Source organism: Streptosporangium sp. 'caverna', from assembly GCF_003203775.1.
Taxonomy (GTDB): domain Bacteria; phylum Actinomycetota; class Actinomycetes; order Streptosporangiales; family Streptosporangiaceae; genus Streptosporangium; species Streptosporangium subroseum.
This window is the reverse complement of the sequence record NZ_CP029711.1, coordinates 10667229-10687877: the sequence shown is the minus strand read 5'-3', so window position 1 is coordinate 10687877 and position 20649 is coordinate 10667229. Positions and strand designations below refer to the sequence as shown.

The window sequence follows — 20649 nt, the reverse complement described above, 5'->3', positions numbered from 1 at the left end:
ATCATTCAGACACTAGGTCGGGCGCGGTGATCGCTCCATCTAGCGCGAGAGCGACACTCGTGTGGGCCCGAAGACGAAGTCCGGGTCGATCTGGGCGGCGAGGTCCTCGCCGGTGGCCCTGTTCGCCCAGGCCTCCGCGTTGCGGAGGTGAAACCGTACGGCCTGGCGGCCGAAGCGGGACCAGTCCTTCTCCTGGGCGTCAAGGTGCGTCAGGAGCCTTCCCAGCGCCGCGGAGTTGGCGGGTTCGAGATCCTGCAGGGTGAACGGGCGGCCCTGCTCCATCGCGCGGATCGCCGCCGAGTGCTCAAGGCAGACCAGCAGGTCGTCGCCGACGTGCTCGCGCAGGAACGCCACGTCGTCGGGGCCGTGCACCTTGTTGCCGACCACCGCGATCGGCACGTCGTAGTCGGCGGCGTAGTCGCGGTACTGGCGATACACGCTCACCCCCTGACGGGTCGGCTCGGCGACCAGGAAGGTCAGATCGAAGCGGGTGAACAGCCCGGAGGCGAAGGAGTCGGCTCCGGCGGTCATGTCCACCACGACGTACTCTCCCGCGCCGTCGACGAGGTGGTTGAGATACAGCTCCACCGCGCCCACCTTGGAGTGGTAGCAGGCCACTCCCAGGTCGTCCTCGCTGAACGGGCCGGTGACCATCAGCCGCGGCCCCTCCGGGGTGACGGTGGCGAATCCGGTGTGGATCGGGTCGCCGGGCTCGTCCAGGCGCAGTAGTCGCGAACCGCGCCCGGGCGGGGTGGTTTTGACCATCGCGGAGGCCGAGGAGATGCGCGGGTTGTCGCCTCGCAGGTACTCCTTGATCTCGGTCAGGTGTGAGCCCATCGGCCGGGGCAGCGCGCCGTCGGCCATGCCCAGGGCCATTCCCAGATGTTGGTTGATGTCGGCGTCGACCGCGACGACCGGTCCGCCGTGGCTCGCTGTGTATCTCGCGAACAGTGCCGACAGAGTCGTCTTGCCGCTTCCGCCCTTACCGACGAACGCCACCCTCACAACAACGATCCAATCTGGTTATGAAAACCGTTCCGACTCCTGGTAGTGATAATCATGCCACGCTCAGTGAGAATCCGCGACATGTGTGACCAGGGAGGTTGGTGGATAACCAGGAGAAATCGCGGAGCAGGCGGGGGCGGCGAGGCGTCGCAGGTATACATCTGACTCGGCGAGCATCTGCTCGTCGTCTCGGGGCGCGATACGGCCCGGGGCCGTCCTCGGGAAGGCGAGTCCTTGGCGTGCGGTACGGTCCGGGCCGTCGCCAGGGAGGCGAGTGGTACGGCCCGGGGCGGCCGTCAGGGAAGCGAATCTTGGCGTGCGGTACGGCCCGGGGCGGCCGTCAGGGAAGCGAGTCCTTGGCGATGTGGGCGAGGGTGATCTCGGTGAGCAGGGTCTCCTCGTGGGCGCGCAACGCGCTCCACACGTCGGCCAGGGGCCCGGCGACTCCCGGGTAGCCGCCGTGCGCGGAGTGTTCCGGACTGCCTTCGACCACCATGATCACGTCAGCCAGGGTGATCTCCTCGGCGGGCCGGGCCAGCCAGTAGCCCCCGTCGGGGCCGCGCTGGCTGTGGATGAGCCCTGCCCGCCGCAACTGCAGCAGGATGTTGTCCAGGAACCTCCGGGGGATGTTCTGCGACACGGCGATCTTCTCGGCGGGCACGGGGCCGGGAGGCGCCGCGGCCAGCTCGGTGGCGGCTCGCAGCGCGTACTGGGTTCTGGCGGAGATCCGCATATCCGTCGGTTACGCGATGCCGGCTAGTTACGCACCTGCTGGAGGCCCCAGCGGCGGCGCAGGGAGTTGTCGGCCGTCTCGAACAGCAGGTCCACCCCGATGCCGATGACCAGGATCACGATCATGGTGGAGAGCAGGCCCGCGGAGTCGGCGAGCTCGCGGTCGAAGAACAGCCGCTCGCCCAGCGAGGACTGGTGGGCGATGATGACAACGATCTCGCCGGCCATCAGCGAGCGCCAGGCGAAGGCCCAGCCCTGCTTGAGCCCGGCCAGGAACGAAGGCAGCGACGCCGGCAGGATCACGTGACGGTAGAGCTGGAGGCGGCGGAACCCGAGCACGTGTCCCGCGCGCAGCAGGATCGGCGGGGTGTAGTCGACCCCGGCGATCAGTCCGTTGGCGATGGACGGCGTCGCACCCAGGATCACCACGAACGTGATCGCGCTCTCGGTCAGGCCGAACAGCAGGATGGCCAGCGGGAACCAGGCGATCGACGGCATGGTCTGCAGGCCGGTGATCAGCGAGCCGAAGGCCGCCCTGAGCACCTTGATCCGCGACACCAGGGCGCCGACGACCAGTCCGATCAGCACCGAGATCGCGAAGCCGGTCACCGCGCGGCGCATCGTGACGGCGATGGCCTCCCAGTACTCGGCGGTGGTCAGGCGCTCGCGGAGCACCCCGAAGGTTTCGACGGGCCCCGCGAGGACGTACTCCGGCCAGCGGCCGGACCACACCACGGCCTGCCAGATCAGCAGGACCAGGCCGACCGCCAGGGCTATCGGCCACAGCCGGCCCCAGATCTGGGAGGTGACCCGGTGACGCTCGCCTCCGCCGAGCTCGAGCGCGTCGAGCCCGGCGAGGTGCTGGGCATGGGTGTCGGTGGGGGGTGCCTGGTCAACGGCCATGGCGGAGGACCTCCTGTCGCAGCCGGTTGGTGATCGTCGTGGCGAGCTCCGCCACCGCGGTGGAGTCGGTGCGGCGAGGCCGGTCAAGCTCGACCGGGAAGTGCTCGACGACCCGGCCGGGGCGGCTGCTGAGCAGGACCACCCGGTCGCCGAGCCGTACGGCCTCGCGGACGTTGTGGGTGACGAACAGCACGCTGAGGTTGCGCTCGCGCCAGATCCGCTCCAGCTCGTCGTGGAGCAGGTCGCGGGTCATCGCGTCCAGCGCGCCGAACGGCTCGTCCATCAGCAGCACGTTCGCGTCCTGGGCGAGCGCTCGGGCCAGGGAGACCCGCTGGCGCATGCCGCCGGACAGCTCGTGCGGGCGCTTGGCGCCGAACCCGTCCAGGTGGACGATCTCCAGGAACTCCGCGGCCCTGGCCTGACGCTCGCGCTTGGCCACGCCCTGCACCCGCAGCGCCATCTCGACGTTGGCGGAGACGGTGAGCCAGGGGAACAGCGCCGGTTCCTGGAACATCATGGCGATCTTGTGGCCCTCGGTGTCGATCTGGCCGGCCGTGGGCGCGTCGAGCCCGGCGACCAGTGAGAGCAGCGTGCTCTTGCCGCAGCCGGAGGCGCCGAGCAGGCAGACGAACTCGCCCGGCTGGACGGAGAGGGAGACGTTGTCGAGGGCCAGCAGGCTGTTCTTGCCCTGGCCATAGATCTTGGAAACGCCGTCCAGCCGGACCGTGGGCTCCTCGCCCTCGATCCGGCTGTCCGCCCGCTCCCTGAGCGGAGCTGTCACGTGTCCTCCTGCTTGCTTCTTCGGATCCGTCAGATCACTTGTCGACGACCGCGGGCTGGCCCTGGGCCGCGAGGACCTCGTTCAGGGGCTTCAGGTCGTAGATGCCGTTCAGGTCCACCGGCTCCAGCAGCCCGATCTTGATCGCGTGGTCGGCGCTGCCGACGAGGGAGGAGGCGATCGGGTCGTTGGTGAAGGTGATGTTCTTGAAGACGCTGTCCAGGACCCCCTGGTCGAGCGGCTTGCCGCTCAGCTTCTCCAGCGCCGCGTTCACGGTCTTGGCGGCGTCGGCGGGGTCGGCGTTGATCGCGGCGTTGGCCTCGACGTGCCCCTCGAGGAGCTGCTTGACCGTCTCCGGGTGCTCGGCGGCGAACTCCTGGCGGACGATCAGCTGGGTGATCACGAACTGCTTGTTCGGCCAGAGGTCGGTCTCGTCGACGAGGATCTTGCCCTTGCTCTCCTGGACCATGCGGCTGGCGAACGGCTCGGGCACCCAGGCGCCGTCGATGTCGCCGGTGGCGAAGGTCTGCAGGGTCTGGGAGTTCTCCTGCGGGATGATGTTGACGTCGCCGCCGCCCTTGGTGTCGGTCTTCAGGCCCTTCTCCTGCAGCCAGTAGCGCAGGGCCACGTCCTGGGTGTTGCCGAGCTGCGGCGTGGCGATCTTCTTGCCCTTGAGGTCCTCGACACCGTTGATCTCGGGCTTGACCACGAGGTAGACGCCGCCGGAGGCCGAACCAGCGATGATCTTGATTGCCTTGCCCTTGGACTTGGCCCAGGCGTTGATGGTCGGGTTGGGGCCGATGTAGGTGGCGTCGATCGCGCCCGCGAAGACCGCCTCGATCGCGGCCGGGCCGGCGTTGAAGGAGCTGGTGGTGAGCTTGGTGCTGCCCAGGTGCTTCGCGAACAGGCCCTTCTCGATGCCGACCAGCGCCGTGGCGTGGGTGACGTTGGGGAAGTAACCGAGCCGGACCTCCGCGAGCTTGTCCCCGCCGGCCGAGGCCGCCGTCCCCGTGGTCTCCGTGCCCCCGCAGGCGGTCGCCAAGGTTGTGATCGCCAGTGCGGCCAGCACGGCCACCGCCCCGCGAACCCTGCGAGCGTTCATGATTACTCCTAATTCCTACTTAATAAGTCGGTTAGGTGTATTAAGGCAAGGGCTGGGATGCCTGTCAAGTCATGGTGTGTCGCGAAGGTCCACTGTTACCTCTTCGTGTTCTCTCGTGCGGAATCGGTGACGATCTTTGGGATTGGCATGACAGATGTTTATCGAGGTCGCCGGTGAGATTTCGGCGGTCTGGGTATCCAACCGGCGTCAGTTGATCTTGAGCCCCCCGAAAGAGGTCAAAGCCTGGGAACTGGGTCGGTAGGGGGTTTTGGTGGGGCTTAACGGTGCTTGGTCGCATCACGTTCTGGGACGGCGGGTCGGCAGACTTGCCACGTGTGGGGTCGCGCTCTCGGTGGTCGTGATGCCTTCGGTCGTGCTCGCCGTATCCGCCACCTCCGCCGCACCTGCCACGTTGCGGGCGAAGATCGCAGAGGTCACGGAGGTGTCCTGCCAGAGCGGAACCGCGCTGCCGGCCTCGGCGGACGAGTGCGCCGAGGCGGGATCCAAGCGCTCGTCTCGGACCGGTTCCCGTTCCGGCACGTCCGATTCGGCTTCGGCGGTGACTCGGTCTCCGTCTCGGGCCGATTCCCGTTCCGGCACGTCCGATTCGGCGCCGGTGGCTCAGCCTCCGTCTCGGGCTGGTTCCCGTTCCGGCGCCTCCGATTCGGCTTCGGCGGTGACTCGGTCTCCGGCCCGGGCCGATTCGCGATCTGGCACATCCGATTCGGTGCCGGCGGCCCGGTTGCCGGCTTCGGCCGGTTCGCGCTCCGGCGCCTCCGACTCGGATCGGGCGGCGACCCCATCTTTGACTCCCGCTCCGGAACCGGTGCCGGTGACGCCGGGCCTCTCCGCCACCCCGGCCCCTTCACCCGCCGCTCCGGACAAGCCCGTCGTCTCACCGTCGGTGAGCAAGCAGGTTCAGGCCGGGAAGAGGGAGAACGGCCCGCGCCGTGGGGCCGTGACGCCCCGCCTGAGGCTGACCAAGACCGCCTCCGCCGTCCCCGCGAGGAAAGGGGGCAAGCTGACCTACACGATCACGGTCACCAATGACGGGCAGGTCGACTACCCCGGGGTCGGGATCCTCGACGACCTGTCCGGGGTGCTGGACGACGCGGCCTTCAACGGCGACCAGCGGGCGTCGAGCGGAACCGTCGTCTACAGCGAGCCCGTCATGACCTGGAGCGGCGACGTGGCCAGGGGCGAGACGGTGACGATCACCTACAGCGTCATGATCGACGCCGTCGGCGACGGCATCCTGGACGGCCACGTCGCGGGCCCGCCCTTCGCCTCGAACTGCAGTCCGGAGTCGACCGCTCCGGAGTGCGGGCAGCGCATCGGCATCGCGGAGCTGAGGATCAAGAAGTCGTTCGCCCCCGACGGGCCCAAGCCCGACGGGACGGTGGACTACACGATCACGGTCACCAACGTCGGAACCGCGCCCTATCCGAGGGCGACGATCACCGACGACCTGTCCGGAGTACTGGACGACGCGGCCTTCAACGGTGACGGGCGGGCGTCGAGCGGTACGGTCTCCTACGCCAAGCCGAAGGTGACCTGGACCGGCGACGTGGCGGTGGATCAGACGGTGACGATCACCTACAGCACGCGGGTGGACGACCGGCCGGCCGGAGACCGGCAGCTGTCCGGCAAGCTGGCCGGGCCGGAGGGCTCCAACTGCGTCGCCGGTTTCACCGACTCCGCCTGCGGCAACACCCGCAAGGCGGGACTTCCGCTGCTGAACATCCTCGCCGCAGCCGATCGGGAGACCGCCAGGCCCGGCGACGTGGTCGTCCACACGGTCACCGTCCAGAACGTCGGCACCGCCGCCTACCTCGGCGCCACCCTCACCGACGAGCTGTCCCAGGTGCTCGACGACGCCGTCTACAACGGTGACGCCCAGGCCACGACCGGCACCGTCTCCTACGACGAGCCCAGGCTGAGCTGGACCGGCGACGTCGCGGCGGGTGAGACGGTCACCATCACCTACAGCGCGACCGTCAGGGACCCCGGTACCGGCGACCATCTGCTGGACAACACGATTCGGGCTCCCGGAGGCGGCACGAACTGCCCGGGCCCGACGCCCCGGGCCGGCAGGCTCTCCGCTCCGGCCCCGGCTGCCGATCGAGGATGCGCTCACCGCGTCGTCGTGGAGAACGTGACGATCAGCGAGACTCTCTCCCCGCGGACGCCCCGGTCCGGGGAGGTCGTGAACTACACGATCACCGTCACCAACGCCCAGGAGGCCTCGTACACCGATGCCCACGTGACGAACGACCTCTCCGGCGTGCTCGACGACGCCGTCTACAACAACGACGCCAGGGCCTCCTCGGGCTCTGTCACCTTCACCGGGCCGACGGACGACGCCGTGGACCCCTCGCGCCCCACCGCTTCCATGGACGGCGCGGTGAACCCCTCGCGCTCCATCGCTTCCACGGACGGCGCGGTGAACCCCTCGCGCCCCGCCGCTTCCACCGCCTCCGCCGGGCCGATGCTGGACTGGAAGGGCGATCTCCCGGCAGGGGCCGAGGTGACGATCACCTACAGCGTCACGGTGAACGACCCTCCGAGGGGAGACAGGACGCTACGGAGCAGGGTGCTGGGCGTGGCGCCGGGATCCAACTGTTCCGCCGGCTCGGCCGATCCGAACTGCGACCCGGGCCCCATCGGAATCGCCTCGGCACCGGCGCGGACCCCGAAGTCCGCTTCGCCTTCCTCCCCGTCGTTGAACCCGTCGTGCCTGCGGTTGTGCAAGCCGTCATGTGACCGAGGACTCGGCTCCTCGGACGATCGGTCGTGTGGCTCCTCGTGCGACCGGAGAGGCGACTCCGCGTGTGAGGGCGGGTGCGAGTCCTCGGACGACCGGTCGTGTGGCTCCTCGTGCGGCCGGAGATGTGACTCCGTGCGGGACGCGCGCTCGGGCCCTCGGCCGTCCGCGTCCGCGCTGCCGTTCACGGGTCTCCCGGTCGCGCCGGTAATGCTGGGGATCCTGCTGTCCGGACTGGGTCTGGCCGTACGGCTGCGCGCCAGGCGAGGGAAGCCCTAGGACTCGGTGTCCGGTGACACGGCGGGGCCCTGGGCGGCCCCGCCGGAGCCGGTGCCCGGATTACCGCAGTGCCCGGCGACGGTGGAATCGTTCTGGGCTCCGGAGGTCGCCACGGAGCCGGACGAGCAGTAAGCCGTAGCGCTGACGGAGTAGGGAGGGCGGTTCCGTACGTCGTCGGCGGGCCACGGCCGCTCCTTGGAGAACACCACCGTCACCGCGGTCATGTCCACGTCGACGGTCCTGACGACCTTCCTGGTCTCCGTGGGTGTCGCGGAGAGGATGACGACCTTGTTGATCTTAACGTCGACGTAGCGCACGCCACCCCCGTGCGGGTGCGTGGCCAGAACCTTCTCGAGTTTCTGCTTGATCAGGGTGAGTTGTGACAGCGACCGGGTGACGATCCTCGGCCGGGCGCCCGCGGCGGTGATCCGGGGGATGTCGGCGGCGCTGGTGGTGGCCACCACGAGGGTCTGCGAGATGGTTCCCATGAACCAGGAGCCACCGAAGCGGTCACCGAGCTGGTCGCGGAGCTCCGCCTCGACCAGTGTCAGGCGCGCTTCGTTGCGCAGGCGGGCCAGAGCCTGTTCCCTGGTGAGACCGAGATCGCGCTGGAGTGCCTCAAGCACGCCCGGCGGCGGTGGCTGCTGGGTGGGAGGAGCGGAATGGGGGACCGCTGTCTGAGGTTCGGCGGCAGCCAGGGCGGCAGCCAGAGTGAGCGCGGCGACCGCTAGGGCGCATCCCGTGGTGGCGGCATGTCTGCGGGACATGGATCTCTCCTTGACCTCGGCTTCTCAGGCGGGAGGGAGGAGAATCGCCTCGTGTCGCAGGTTGATCATGCGATGTGGGCAACGCCACCTTAATTCAGCCGTTGCCGGTCAGGACCGCAAAAGCCGTGCGCCACGCGGTCGTCGATTTCGGGCGGGGCTCGCCGGGTGCGTAGCGGTGCGGGGGGACGCGCGAGAACCGGGGAACGGCGTCAGCGGCAGGCGGTGTCGAGGGTGACGGCTCTCTGCACCGAGGCCGTTCCGTCGCTCTGCCTCCCATGGCGCTGGCTGCCCTTACGCCCGCCGTCGGCGGCATCGCCTCTGCCGGCTGCCACGAGGGGAGGGGCGGGCGGCTCGGCCAGAATGTCGGCGACCTTGCGCTTGATCAGGTCGTAGTCGGGTGAGCCGGTGTTGATCAGAGGGGGGACGAACTGGAAGCTCTTGATCTGGGAGTTCTTCACCTTGGAGGACAGGTCGATCAGCTTGGGCAGGAGTTCCCGCGGAATGTCGGTGGATACGGCGTTCATCGTGGCGTGGGCCAGCTTCTCGAAACTGCCGAGCACCGTCACCGGATCGGCCTGCTTGACGACGGCGTTGAGCAGGCACTTCTGCCGGCCCATCCGGACGTAGTCATCGCTGTAGGTGCGAGCCCTGCCGTACCAGAGAGCCTCCTCGCCCGACAGCCTGCGCGTGCCACTGGTGATCAGACCCTCGTTCTGCTTGCCGTACACGATGGGGTCCTTGACGGTGACCTTCACCCCGCCCATCGCGTCGACGATCTCGATGAAGCCCCTCATGTCGACCATCGCGTAGTTGGCGATGTCGAGTCCGGTGATGCCGCTGATCGTCCTCTTCAGCAGCGCCGGGCCGCGGTGCCCTTTTGCCAGCTTCGGCGCCATTTCGGGATAGTCCTCGGCGTACTGGAAGACCTCGTTGAGCATGCCCTCGCTGTAGGGCGGCTCACCCTCGAAGCCGAAGGGGAAGCGGTCGCGGGCCGGGCCGGGAGGCATCGGGACGTTCTCCAGGTTCCTGGGCATGCCGAACAGCACGGTCTCGCCGGTGGTGGTGTTGATGCTGGCCACGGTCATGCTGTCGGTGCGTATACCGGGCCGGTTGGGCGCCGCGTCCGCGCCGATCAGCAGGATGTTGATCCGCTCGCGGCCCTTCCACGGATCCACCGGGATCGGGGTGGTGCTCGTGGCGAACACCGAATTCACCACGCTCCTGGAGATGTAGGCCAGTCGGGTCGCGTAGGCCATCGGGGCGACCACCACCGCGCACAGCAGGCCGACCGCCAGGGCCGAGAGATAGCGGGCCGTGCCGGACAGCGACTCGGGCCGGACAAGCTGGTAGGACCGGATGACCACGGCCACGGTGGCGGTGGCGAACAGCATCGCGGCGAGCGCGAAGGACCAGAGCCAGGCCGGCTGCACGATCAGGGAGAGCAGCGGGGGCCCGGCGGTGAGCAGGGCGGTCGTGACCCCCGCGGCCAGGGTCAGATAGATGCCCATCAGGCAGGCGCCCGTCACGCGGCGGCCCACCCAGATATGGGCCAGGCCCCATAGAACGGCCGAGCCCAACGTAAGCGCCAGGCTTGATCCGATACCGCTACGGCCCCCGTTACCTGCCATCTTTCCAACATCTCCCGTCCATCAACCCGATGCGTCACAGGTTAATAACGGTTTTCGCATGTAAGGGGTATGTGACCGTACGACGCGCTGGGAACCGCCGGTCAAGATTCGGTGAGCTAATCGCCGTCATGGCCGATATCGCCAATCCGTAAATCTCGACCAAAAGGGCACTCGTCGGCGTATCGCTAAATCCCGATTGAAAGGGCACTTGGTCGCGTATCGCGGGCTTTTTGCGGTCGGCCTGAATCCCGTCCGGGGACGGTCGCAGGATTCCAATTCCTGTACGGGGACGGTCTCACGTCTCCGGCTCCCGTCCGGGAGTCTCACGCCTCCGGTTCCCGCCTGGGGCGGTCTCACGACCCCGCCGGAACCCGGGTGCCACGGCCCGGCACCGCCCGGCACCGCCGATCCCGTGGACGGACCCGGCGATCACCAGTCGGCGGCGCCGGCGAACGACGTCGCCGTCGGCCTGTAACGGAGCCGATCGCGGGCGGCGGTGATGTCGAGGGTCCGCTCGACGGCCAGATGTCCCGCCGCGTAGCGGGTCAGCCGGGGCGGGTGCGGCCGTCCGAGCAGCCGGAACGTGATCTCGGCGGCGGCGGCCAGGGGAGCGACCAGGTTGAGGGGCAGGTAGGACGGCTCGGCGTCGATCCCGCGTTCCTTGAGGATCGCGCGCAGGGCGTCGTCGAGGATGACGGGCTCGGCGTCGGTCACGTTGAAGACGCCGCACTCGACGGGACCTGCGGCGGCGAGCAGGCAGGCCCGGACCAGGTTGTCCACCGAGGTGAGGCTGATCCGCTGGCGCCCGTCGCCCACCGCGAGAAGCCTGCCTCCCCTGACCGCCCCGAGGATCCGCGGGAGCAGGGTGGTGTCTCCCCTGCCGTAGACGGCGTGCGGCCGCAGGATGACCGCCTTCTCCAGGCTCTTCTCCGCCGTCGCCTTCGAGGCGCCGTAGGCGTTGGCGTACCGGCTGACCGGGGCCATGCCCTCCGTCGCCATCACGGTCGGCCGGAACGGGTCGTAGACGCTGGCCGTACTGACATGAACGAACCGGGCACCGGGGAAGACCGCGGCGACGGCGCGGGTGCCGTCCACGTTGGCCGCCCAGATCTCCCTTCGCGGTCCCCAGTCCGTGACGCCTCCGGCACAGTGGATCACCACGTCCAGCTCCGGCAGCTCGGGCCTGGCTCCCAGAAGATCCCACGGCGTGTACGGCGCACCGCCGACCTGTCCGGGTTCCACCGACGGCCGCCTGCCGAAGGCCGACACCTCCCAGCCCTCGTTCACGGCCGCGCGGCAGACCGCCCCGCCCACGAAACCCGAGGCTCCCGTCACCCCCACCCTCAGCACGCTCCGCCTCCTTCGCGCGTGCGCCGACCCGGCTCGGCCGCCGAACCGTGCGGCGGTCGGTCCCGCAGCTCAGACACGGCGGGCGACCAGCTCGCGGAGGGCGGCGCGGTCGAGCTTGCCAGAGCGTCCCGAACGGGGAAAGGCGTCGAGAGACTCGATGCGGTCGGGGACGGCCGCGGCGTCCACGATCTCGGGAATGGCCTCCCGCAGGAGAGCCTCGTCATAGTCCCCGGTGGGGATGACGGCCAGCACGACCTCCTCGTCCCCGGTCTCGGGGTCGGGAAGTCCGACGATCGCGGCCTCGGCCACCCCCGGCAGCGCGGCGAGGGCGGGTTCGTAGAGGCCCGGATAGATGTTGACCCCGTCACGGAGGATCATGTCCTTCTTCCGGCCGAGCAGGACCAGCCGACCCTCCTCAAGACGGACCAGGTCACCGGTGGCGATCTCCTTCAGCGGCTCCTCGCCGAGATAGCGCTGGGCGAGGTGGGGGCCGGAGACGAACAACTCGCCGTCGTCCGCGATCCGGACGCCGACCCCGGGAAGGGGCGCCCCGAGCAGGTCCCCCTCGGTCTGGGCCAGCTTCTTTCGCGCCGAGGCGATCGCGATCGGCAGCGCCTCGGTCATCGCGTAGATCGACAGCACCTCGGGCCCGGCCTCGATCGCGCGGCGGAGCACGCCGGGCGGTGCGGGGGCGGCGCCGAGCAGCAGGTAGCGCAGGGTGCCGGGGAGCCTGGGGGTCTCGCGCAGAAGCCTGTCCAGGTGCACGGGGACGGCGAAGGTGTGGGTGGCCTTCCTCTCGGCCAGTTCGGCGGCGAGGTCCCCGCCCCCGGGCAGCGACCAGGTCGCCCCGGCCAGCAGCGCGGGCAGCCCGAGCATCAACTGGTCGGTGTGAACGATGTCGCCGGGCCCCAGCGGGAAGGCGCTCTGGAACAGCTCCAGCCCGGCCGCCAGCGATCCCCGCGTGTGCACCACGCCACGCGGGCGCGCGGTGGTTCCCGAGGTGAAGATCACAGCCGCCGGCTGGTCCGCGGTGGGCGAGTCGCCCGGCCCGTGCCCGTTCTGCCCGCTCGGGGTGCCCGGCGTCTGTGTACTCGGGGTGCCCGTTCTGCCCGGCGTGCTTGACGTGGCCGGCGCGGAAGGGCCAGGCGATCCAAGGATCAGGGAGAGACGCAGGGCTCTCCGGGGGACGCCCGGCAGCCACGGACCCGTGTAGAGGTGGCGGACGGGCCACCCGGGAAGAGGATCGCGGAGGTTCGGCAGAAGCAGGCCTCGGCGGCGGGCCAAGCCTCTGAGCGGGCCGCTCAGGGTGTAGAGCAGCGATTCGGTGACGACCCACTTCGGGCGGGTGACGGCCAGGCGGGCCGCGAGTACGTCGGGGGCCAGCCCGGGATCGGCGAGCACGAGCGTCCCGCCCGCCGCCACGGCCCCCAGCGCCAGCACCACCGCGTCCACCCCGGGCCGCACCGCGAACAGCACGCCGTCCCCCGGCCGTAGCCCGCTCTCCGGCTGTAGTCCGCTCTCCGTATCGGCCGTAGCTTTCCCCGGCCGTAATCCACTCTCCGCACCGGCCCTGGCCTCCCTCGGCCGTGGTCCGCTCTCCGCATCGGCCGTGGCTTCCTGCGCCTGGTCCGTGGTCGGGTAGGGCTGTGGGGTCGCGGTCTCCCGGGCCTGGTCCGTGGTCGGGCGGGGTTGTGGGGTCGCGGTCTCCCGGGCCTGGTCTGTAGTCGGGCGGGGCGGCGACTCCGGCAGAGGCTCGCTCTCCACGTCGGCCGGAGCCTCCGGTCCGGGCCGTTCGGTCATCGCGTCGCGGACCGCGTTCACCCGTCGGGCCAGTTCGCCGTAGGTGACCTCGCGGCCGCGGCCGTCGATGACGGCGATCCGTTCCGGCTCTCGTTCGGCGGCGGTCATGATGCCGGTGATGATGTCGTTCATGCCGCTTCAATCCAGATGACGGTGTCGTTCATGCCGCTTTGATCCAGAGGTGTGCGTAGGTGGGGATGAGGACTCCTCTGGCCGCGCGGCGCCGTACGACACGCACCCGGTGGGAGAGCACGACCGAGGCCACCGCCCGGATCTCCGCCAGGGCCAGCGGGTAGCCGATGCAGAAGTGCGGGCCGGCGCCGAACCAGAGGCGGCGGAGCTCGGGCGGGTGTTTCAGAGAGGGGTCGAACGGCCCGTACGACCGGGCACAGTTGTGGGTCACGATCAGCACCCGGTCACCCGGCCGCGCCATGACCGCGCCGACGTGCGCGGCCGAGCCCACCGAACGCAGCATCACCGGCGTCGGCGTGGTGATCCGCATGGCCTCCTCGATCACCTGGTCCAGGTCGTCGACCTCTGTCCGGTGGTCGTGCAGGAGAGCGATCAACCGGGGCACGAAGGTGGCGACCGTCTCAGTGCCCGTCAGGAAGAACGCCCCGGCCGCGCCTCTGGCCTCGGCCGCCGACAGTCCCTGCGCCCGCATCCGGCCCATGAGCGTGGACTCGTCCCCGGCCTCGTAGGCGGCCTGCGCGATGTCCCCGATTCCGTCCAGCGTCCGTCTGGCGATCACCGCCTGCCGGTCCGACAGCCGCCGGGAGCGCAGCGAGACCATCGAGACGACCCGTTCCCCCTCCTCGAACAGCTCCCGGGCCCGCGCCTCGGAGACCTCGCCCAGCCCGATCACCCGGCAGATCACCGCCCCGGCCATCGCTCGCATGGCGTCCACCAGGTCGACCGTCTCACCCCGCTTCAGCCGCGCCGAGAGATCCTCCAGCGGCTGCCGCAGCACGTCGGCGACCAGGGCGGAGACGTACGCGGTGGTGAACAGCGGCATCAGCTTCCTGCGCAGCGCCAGGTGCCCCTCACCCTCCATGTTGAGCAGCACGGAGGGGCCGAGTATCGGCGTCCACAGGTCGCCGGGCGATCCGGGGCCGTCCTTGCGGAACCGATCGTCCATCAGTACGGCACGCGCGGTGGCGGCGTCGTTCACCACCACTCCCAGCCCCGGCACCCGGACGACCGGGCCGAGGCGGGCCAGCAGCCGCATGAGCGGATAGACGAAGGGGTGGGCGGCCAGGTGGAGGCGGGTCTCGTGGTTCACCGGACGTCGATCACTTCCGGGCGGTAGTGATGGTCGGCGTACCAGGCCAGGGTGCCCGCCAGGCCGTACGCCCGCAGCCGCCGGACCGAGCCGAAGACCACCACGTCGCGGCGCGAGCCGTACGCGGAGGTGAGCGTGCGGACCCGGTTGACCAGGGCGCGATCCTCGTGGACCTCCTCGATCGCGGTCCTGGGGAAACCTCCCGCTCGTTCGTACAGCGAGGAGGTGATGGCCAGGGTCGCGCCGGGCATCATCACGTACGGCCCGAGATACTCCGATGACCGGTTGCCGGGACGGAAGCGGCCGAACGCCGCGGCCAGGTCCACCACCAGCGGGATGAAGTGCCGCTCCCAGAACTTCAGCGGGAACTCGTCGGTGCGGGGCCGGAGCCGTCCGCCGACCATCTCCAGCCCGTCGCCGAACGCCCGCCGGATGTTGCGCACCCAGTCGGGGCGGGGCAGGCAGTCGGCGTCGGTCCTGGCCAGGTGGGTCGCGCCGTGTGCGATGGCGTGGCGCATGCCGGTGTCGGAGGCGGCACCGGTGCCCTTCCTGGTCTCAGTGATCAGCTGGACGCCGTGCCGCCGGACGATCTCGGCGGTGTCGTCGGTGCTCGCGTTGTCCACGACGACGAGCGTGAAGCTCTGGTCGTCCTGCTCGGCCAGCGCCTTGATCGTCGCCTCGATGCTCCCCGCCTCGTTGTAGGCCGGAACGATCACCCAGAGGTCCATCACATCTCCGCCAGCATCACGCCGGTGCTGATTCCGCCGCCCAGACCGAGCAGCGCCACCCGGTCACCCGGCTCCCAGCCGCCCAGTTCGAGTTGGAGCGGCAGCGTGGTCGAGGCGCAGTTGCCGTGCTCGGGCAGGCTGACCACAAGCTTCTCCCGGGGGATGTCCAGCGTCTTCACCAGGAAGTGCAGGTACGGCAGTGCCACCTGGTGCACCGCCACGAGGGCGAAATCGTCCCAGCTCAGGCCGGTACGTTTGAGCGCGTTGAGAAAGATGTCCGGGCCGATCAGCTCGAAGGCGTCCTTCAGTCTTCGCCCGTCGCCGCGGAAGTAGGAGTATTCGGGATCACGGGGATGGGCGGAGCCGCCTCCCGGCAGGGTGCCGATCGCCCACGCGGTGGAGTCGGCCGCGAATTCGCGGTAGAAAATGCCCCGCCCCACGTCCGTGGTGAGCAGCACCGCGGCTCCGGTGTCGGAGAGCGTGTATCCGGCGAAGGAGTCCACGAACTGCGCCCGATCCCTGACCTGCCATCGGATCGCCCGCGACGGGATCTCACCCGAGCAGACCAGCACCTTGCGGTGCGCGCCGCTCAGGATGAGAGCCTCGGCCACCTGGATGCCGTTGAGCATGCTGTTGCAGGCGTTCTTGACGTCGAACACCGGACATGAGAGCCCGAGCTTGGCCGCCACGATGTGCGCGGTCGCGGGCTCGACCATGTCCTGCGAGGCCGACGCGAACACGAGCAGGTCGACGCCGCCGTGATCGAGCCGGCGGGCGGCCTCGACCGCCAGGTCGGACGCCTGCTGGTCGTCGCGGGCCACGTGGCGCAGGCGGATGCCGGTCAGTCGCTCGATGACACCTCCGTAGGGCACGTATCCCTCGATCCGCCGTTCCACTTCTGCGCTGGACAGGGTCTGTTCCGGCAGATAGGTCGCGACGCCCGTGATCCGGGCTTTCATGGATCTCCCTAGATAGCGTCAAGTCTTTCCATGCTCGCGCAATGTACCGAAAACGAACAGTCAGACGATCGTCCTGGTCGGCTCGGCGCTGGGCCGTACTGGGAACGGTGCCGTATCGGGAGGGAAATGGTCATATACATCCGAAGGGGAGAGATAGCGCGATATAGGGACAAGGGGTCTCATGGAGCGATCGTGTGTGGCGGTGTGCCCGCCTGGACCGCCACGCCGGGAGGAGGTCACGTGGGGCCCGGCAAAGTAGAGACTTGTCCGATTCGACAGCTTGCGGCTGAGACCCGTGACGACCTACGTCGAGGCCCTGTCGAGCGTCGGAGCGAAACGGACACTCCGGCATGTTCTTCTACTATGCCGGAGCCCTGGGAGGTCACGGCGGTGTGCCGTCAGGCCGGGAAGCGGCTTCGGCGAGGTGAAAGAGGACCGTCATCGGCCATGGAGAGCGTGGGGCGGGACGCTCTCCTTCCATCAGGTGATTTCGGCGTGTGGTTTCGGTAAGTCTCCGAGCATCTTCTGCGGGCATAACGCGCCATTGGCGAAAGAAGCCCGATTCTCGATCTGACGGCAAAGGGCGCAACCGAGGAGCCGGTCGGATTTCCGGAAGAGAACCGGATCCGTTTCGCGGAAACCTGGTCTACGCTGGTACGGGTGGTGAGACCCGGGTAAATGTGCTGCATGCCGTATCTCTTGAGATCAGCGGAAACGCCCTGCCATCGACGAGTTTCCCGAAGTTCTGGACGTTAGTGTTGCGATCGGGTGAATCGCCGGATTTCGGTCCTTCGCCTCTGGGGGTTTCGTCCGCCGCCCGCGCGTCATAAGCGTTAGACCCGGGTCGGATGCCTCCTATCGGGAATGTCACGGTAGTGGTGATGCAACTGCCTGGCATATCCGATCTGACGGGGACATTTACAAAAGAGTAGATTGAAAATAATCTTGCCGCCGGAGTTGTCGTGTTCCGCCGACCGCGCTGGAGTCCGCCGCCCCCATGGCCCATCCGTTACCCACGCCTTCGCCGATCTCTCAGCCGTCCCCCGCCGCTCAGGGGCCCGGCAGCTCGGTGGCGTCGCCCACGGCTGACCCTTCCCCGGCCGCGCCTCCGCCGACCTCTCAGCCTTCTTCCGTCACTCAGGGGCTCGGCGGCTCGCAGGCGTCGCCCACCCCTTCGCCTGCTCCTCAGCCGTCGTCCACCGCTCCGGGACCCGGTGCATCGCCCACGACCGAACCTTCCCTCCCCAAACCTTTGGCCGGGCCTCAACCGTCCCCAGCCCCGCCGGGGGTGAACGGCGAGTATTCGGGGATCGATCCCACCCTGATGGACGACTTCGAGCGAGGGTTGGGCCGGGCAGAGGACGCACTCGGCCGGAACGAACCCCAGATCCGCAGCACCTTGCAGAGGCTCGACCTGGACACCTCGGGACTGAGCTCCTTGCGCGAGGTGCAGAGCTGGATCGAGACCAGCCGTCCCGACCTGAGGCGCCGCAGCGAGACGATCCGCACCGAGCGCACGGAGTGGGGGTCCGCCGCAGGCCTCCCCGGCGAGCTGAGCGCCTTCGACGAGGCGCTGTACGGCAAGGCCGCCCACGATCCCAACGTGTACGCCGCGATCGTCAAGGTGACCGAGGCCGCCGAGAACGGCGAGGTCGACGCGAAGGCCCTGGCGGAGCTGGAGAAGCGGACGGGAGATGCGACGTTCGCCGCCGCGCTGATGAACGCGATGGGTGCGGCGAGGTTCCGCAAGCTGATGGGGAAGACCGTAGGGCACGAGGGCGACAAGAAGGTGGAGCGACTACAGATCGCCCTCGGCAAGACACTGGGCACGGCCAGCCCGAAACTGAGCAACGCCTGGCGCGACGAACTCACCTCCGACCTCGCCATCGGATGGCAGGAGGGCTACGCGATCTCACTGGCGCTCAAATACGCCACTTCTAAATATGCCGGTCCCGAATATGGAGCCTCAAGCGGAGCCGTGAACACCGCCTTCCTGCTGGCGGTCGCCAAAAAGGTCGACGCTTGGGACCGTGAAGCGTCCAAGTTCCCCGTCGGCACCGACCCAGGCGTCACGGTGGCTCTCATGGAGGCGCTCAGCCTTGACCCCGCAGCAGCCCAGGACTTCTTCGCGGGCGACCCCACCGCGCTGAAGCACTATCTGACCGAGCGAGGCATGCGCGACGGTGGTGAGGCATTGGGCAAGGCGCTGGAGGCCGCGATGCTCACCTTCCGTGATCACAAAGGCTCACCGCAGGCTCCTTCACGCGGCTATCTGTCGGCCAAGCTGGCCTCGGAGTTCGTACATCTGGAAGCCGAACGGATTGAGGCGGGCAATCCCTCCGCATTCGTGAAGCCCGCCACCACCGGCCACATCCTCGCCGGCTATGTCAGTGATATCAACTACGTCGCTCAGAAGGTTGGTGACATCGTTGCGCCCGGAGTCCGGGGTGCTGACAATCCCAGCGCGTCTGGACAGGACCCTTGGGGAGCGCAGTTCAACCTGGAAGAGTTGCGCCGAGTGATGAAAGAGGCTTTCGCGGATTCCAAGGCGTTCACCCCCGTTTTGGCCGCTCAGACGGCGTTCACTGGTTGGCTTCTCGATCATGGTGCAGCGGAGATGACTGCCGGACGCGGCGATGGTGCGCTCCTGACCAATGCAAAGCAGGCCGGGGCGGGCTTCGGCATGATCACAGACGCGGCAGGTCTTGCCAAGATCGAAGAAGGCAAGGAGCTGGATGAGGCGCAGCAGCGGAACATGAAGGTACTCATGGCGGTGGTGAACACCGGGCTTGCCATCCCGCAGATGGGAATCGGGCCATTCACGATCGGTGCCGTGGGGGCATGGACGGGCATGATCGAAGATAGTGCCAAAGGGGATGCGGAGACCAAAGCCCGCGTTGACGCTAACACCGTCGTTGACCAGACCCAGGCCCTCATGCGTGATCTCACGGCGCAGGCCATGCTCAAGCGAGGAGCGTTCGGCGCTGCCGAGCCCGCTGCCAAGACCCATCCCTGGGCCTCGCTGGAAGGTCTGGAAAAGGGAGACGACCCCCGCGAGAACCCTAACAACTTCCTTAAAGAGGATGGTCGGACACTCATGACTATGGACGAAATGATCGACAAAACGGTCACCAATGGCGCCGACAAGGATCAGCGGCTCGAGGCCTACAGGCGATGGCTCTACGAGGGGCCATCAGGACGACCCTGGAGAGATGTTGAGGACCGCCTGGACCAGGGCTTCTCCAATGGTTTCTCCCAATATGGATCATGATGAGAACGCCGTTCATACTGATGACAGCGCTGGCGTGCGTTTTGACATTCTCGACCGCCTGCCAAAACGGCGAGGTGAAAATCGACCGAAGCCCGTTGCCGATGGCGGCTGCTTCCCCATATATCTGTGAACACATTCCGCTGAAGGCGGTGGAGTTGATGACAGGGGTGCGTGACCCGCTGGTTCGCGGCTACTTCGACCTCACGGTTGCCGGAGGTCTCGGTGATGGAAGCTGCGCAGCTTACCGGCGAGATGGCGAGCGGCTGAAGGTGCTGCAGATCGGTCTCACTCCTGGAGGATATCCGGGAGAGATTGAGGAACAGCTCGAAGATGGGGCCTTGCCGCTGCCGGAAATCGTCCCCGGGGCTATCGGCTTTTACTTTAAAGACACGAATAGCAAGAATAATGCTGCATATGCCATGCTTGTTCGCGGTAAGGCGGAAGTTGCAATTCAACTTAACGTAGGTGTCGCGGGGCGTGACAATGCCGCGGACGTGCTGGCGTTGATGAAACTGATCGCGCCGAAGCTGATCACTGATGCCAGCGCTCCGTCGCCGAGCCCGTCCACGACGGCTCCGCACGGGAAGACCCCGTCCCCCTCCCCGAAGGGCTGATCTGGCCATGGCCGAGATGGTGCCCAATCCGCTCTACGAGGCGCTGGGAGATGCCCTGCGGACGGTCGAGCCGTTGGTTCAGGAGATCGAGAAGGGCATCGAGGCGCCGTACCAGGACTTTCACTCCGGCAAGGTGTGGACGGGGCCGGCCGCCAAACGCTTTGACGCGGAGCTCGCCCACCAGCGCACGCGGGTCCGCGGCTCGGGGGACAAGATCCTGTCCGATCTGCGCCGGACACTGACCCGCACGCCGCGTCAGGTGACCGAAGAGGAAGCCAAGATGATCAAGAGAAGATACGGCCTGCCTTGACGGGGAGGGCGCGCGTCAGAACGCCGGATGTGGCCCGTGCCCGCTGGACCGAGAAGAGCGCGTCCCGGGTGAGGAGCAAGGGTGGTGTGACGACTGCCCGGAGAGAACCGATGGCACAGCGACGGCTGCCTGGAAAGGACCGAGGGTGGTACGACGGCTGCCCGGTGGGCGGGGACGGTGCGATGACTGCCCAGGGGCCGGGGGTGGTACGACGGCTGCTCGGGGGCCGGGGGTGGCGCGACGACTGTCCGGGGGCCGGGGGCGGTGCGGCGGCTGTCCGGTCCGATGCGGGAGGACTGCCGGGTCTGATGTAGAGAAGCGGCACGTCTGACCTGGGAGACGTTCTGACCTAGAAGAACGGGTTCGCCGGGAATGAG

At 68.3% G+C, this 20649-nt stretch carries 17 protein-coding genes; 4 read left to right on the top strand and 13 right to left on the bottom strand.

The features are described 5' to 3' along the window. Nucleotides 1-39 precede the first annotated feature (39 nt). The 6 genes from DKM19_RS46165 to DKM19_RS50355 all read right to left on the bottom strand — a co-directional run bounded on the left by DKM19_RS46165 (nt 40) and on the right by DKM19_RS50355 (nt 5027). A complete protein-coding gene (locus tag DKM19_RS46165) occupies nt 40-1005 on the bottom strand; it encodes an ATP-binding protein (RefSeq protein WP_110704935.1) in 966 nt (321 codons plus the stop codon). Nucleotides 1006-1345: 340 nt separating this feature from the next. Beyond that, a complete protein-coding gene (locus DKM19_RS46160) occupies nt 1346-1738 on the bottom strand; it encodes an Rrf2 family transcriptional regulator (protein ID WP_110704934.1) in 393 nt (130 codons plus the stop codon). A gap of 23 nt (nt 1739-1761) precedes the next feature. After that, nucleotides 1762-2640 carry an ABC transporter permease gene (locus DKM19_RS46155; RefSeq protein WP_110704933.1) on the bottom strand — a complete coding sequence of 293 codons (879 nt, stop codon included), beginning with the start codon at nt 2638-2640 and terminating at the stop codon, nt 1762-1764. Next, entirely contained in the window at nt 2630-3421 is a 792-nt protein-coding gene (locus DKM19_RS46150) for an ABC transporter ATP-binding protein (RefSeq protein ID WP_110704932.1), read from the bottom strand. Before DKM19_RS46150 ends, DKM19_RS46155 begins: the two co-directional genes overlap by 11 nt. A 34-nt stretch (nt 3422-3455) precedes the next feature. After that, entirely contained in the window at nt 3456-4520 is a 1065-nt protein-coding gene (locus DKM19_RS46145) for an ABC transporter substrate-binding protein (RefSeq protein WP_110704931.1), read from the bottom strand. 297 nt (nt 4521-4817) lie between these two features. Beyond that, nucleotides 4818-5027: a hypothetical protein gene (locus tag DKM19_RS50355; RefSeq protein WP_162642283.1), complete on the bottom strand. Its 210-nt coding sequence runs from the start codon at nt 5025-5027 to the stop codon at nt 4818-4820. Nucleotides 5028-5325: 298 nt separating this feature from the next. On the opposite strand from DKM19_RS50355, the gene DKM19_RS46140 reads away from it, so the two are divergent. Further along, nucleotides 5326-7563: a DUF11 domain-containing protein gene (locus DKM19_RS46140; protein WP_162642281.1), complete on the top strand. Its 2238-nt coding sequence runs from the start codon at nt 5326-5328 to the stop codon at nt 7561-7563. Here DKM19_RS46140 and DKM19_RS46135 read toward each other — a convergent pair. The 7 genes from DKM19_RS46135 to DKM19_RS46105 form a co-directional block, all read right to left on the bottom strand. Next, nucleotides 7560-8330, bottom strand: coding sequence for a S1 family peptidase (locus DKM19_RS46135; RefSeq protein WP_110704929.1), 771 nt, complete (start codon nt 8328-8330; stop codon nt 7560-7562). The two genes, DKM19_RS46140 and DKM19_RS46135, sit on opposite strands and share 4 nt — an antisense overlap. Before the next feature lie 209 nt (nt 8331-8539). Further along, the gene (locus DKM19_RS46130; RefSeq protein WP_110704928.1) at nt 8540-9958 is read right to left on the bottom strand and encodes an LCP family protein; all 1419 of its coding nucleotides are present in this window, start codon (nt 9956-9958) and stop codon (nt 8540-8542) included. Between the two features lie 429 nt (nt 9959-10387). After that, the gene (locus tag DKM19_RS46125; RefSeq protein WP_110704927.1) at nt 10388-11308 is read right to left on the bottom strand and encodes an NAD(P)-dependent oxidoreductase; all 921 of its coding nucleotides are present in this window, start codon (nt 11306-11308) and stop codon (nt 10388-10390) included. A gap of 69 nt (nt 11309-11377) precedes the next feature. Beyond that, complete coding sequence (locus DKM19_RS46120) at nt 11378-13240, bottom strand: class I adenylate-forming enzyme family protein (protein WP_110704926.1); 1863 nt, start codon at nt 13238-13240, stop codon at nt 11378-11380. Between the two features lie 28 nt (nt 13241-13268). After that, nucleotides 13269-14390 carry a cytochrome P450 gene (locus tag DKM19_RS46115; protein ID WP_110704925.1) on the bottom strand — a complete coding sequence of 374 codons (1122 nt, stop codon included), beginning with the start codon at nt 14388-14390 and terminating at the stop codon, nt 13269-13271. Further along, complete coding sequence (locus DKM19_RS46110) at nt 14387-15118, bottom strand: glycosyltransferase family 2 protein (RefSeq protein WP_110704924.1); 732 nt, start codon at nt 15116-15118, stop codon at nt 14387-14389. Before DKM19_RS46110 ends, DKM19_RS46115 begins: the two co-directional genes overlap by 4 nt. Next, nucleotides 15118-16077, bottom strand: coding sequence for a 3-oxoacyl-ACP synthase III family protein (locus tag DKM19_RS46105; RefSeq protein WP_110704923.1), 960 nt, complete (start codon nt 16075-16077; stop codon nt 15118-15120). The genes DKM19_RS46110 and DKM19_RS46105 overlap by 1 nt, the downstream gene beginning before the upstream one ends. A gap of 1324 nt (nt 16078-17401) precedes the next feature. On the opposite strand from DKM19_RS46105, the gene DKM19_RS46100 reads away from it, so the two are divergent. From DKM19_RS46100 to DKM19_RS46095, 3 genes are read left to right on the top strand one after another with little or no spacing between them, the layout of a single operon-like run. After that, nucleotides 17402-19348, top strand: a complete 1947-nt coding sequence (locus DKM19_RS46100; RefSeq protein ID WP_110704922.1) for a hypothetical protein — start codon at nt 17402-17404, stop codon at nt 19346-19348. Next, complete coding sequence (locus DKM19_RS50350; protein ID WP_162642279.1) at nt 19348-19962, top strand: hypothetical protein; 615 nt, start codon at nt 19348-19350, stop codon at nt 19960-19962. The genes DKM19_RS46100 and DKM19_RS50350 overlap by 1 nt, the downstream gene beginning before the upstream one ends. 7 nt (nt 19963-19969) lie before the next feature. Continuing rightward, complete coding sequence (locus DKM19_RS46095) at nt 19970-20272, top strand: hypothetical protein (RefSeq protein WP_110704921.1); 303 nt, start codon at nt 19970-19972, stop codon at nt 20270-20272. The last annotated feature ends 377 nt before the right edge of the window (nt 20273-20649 follow it).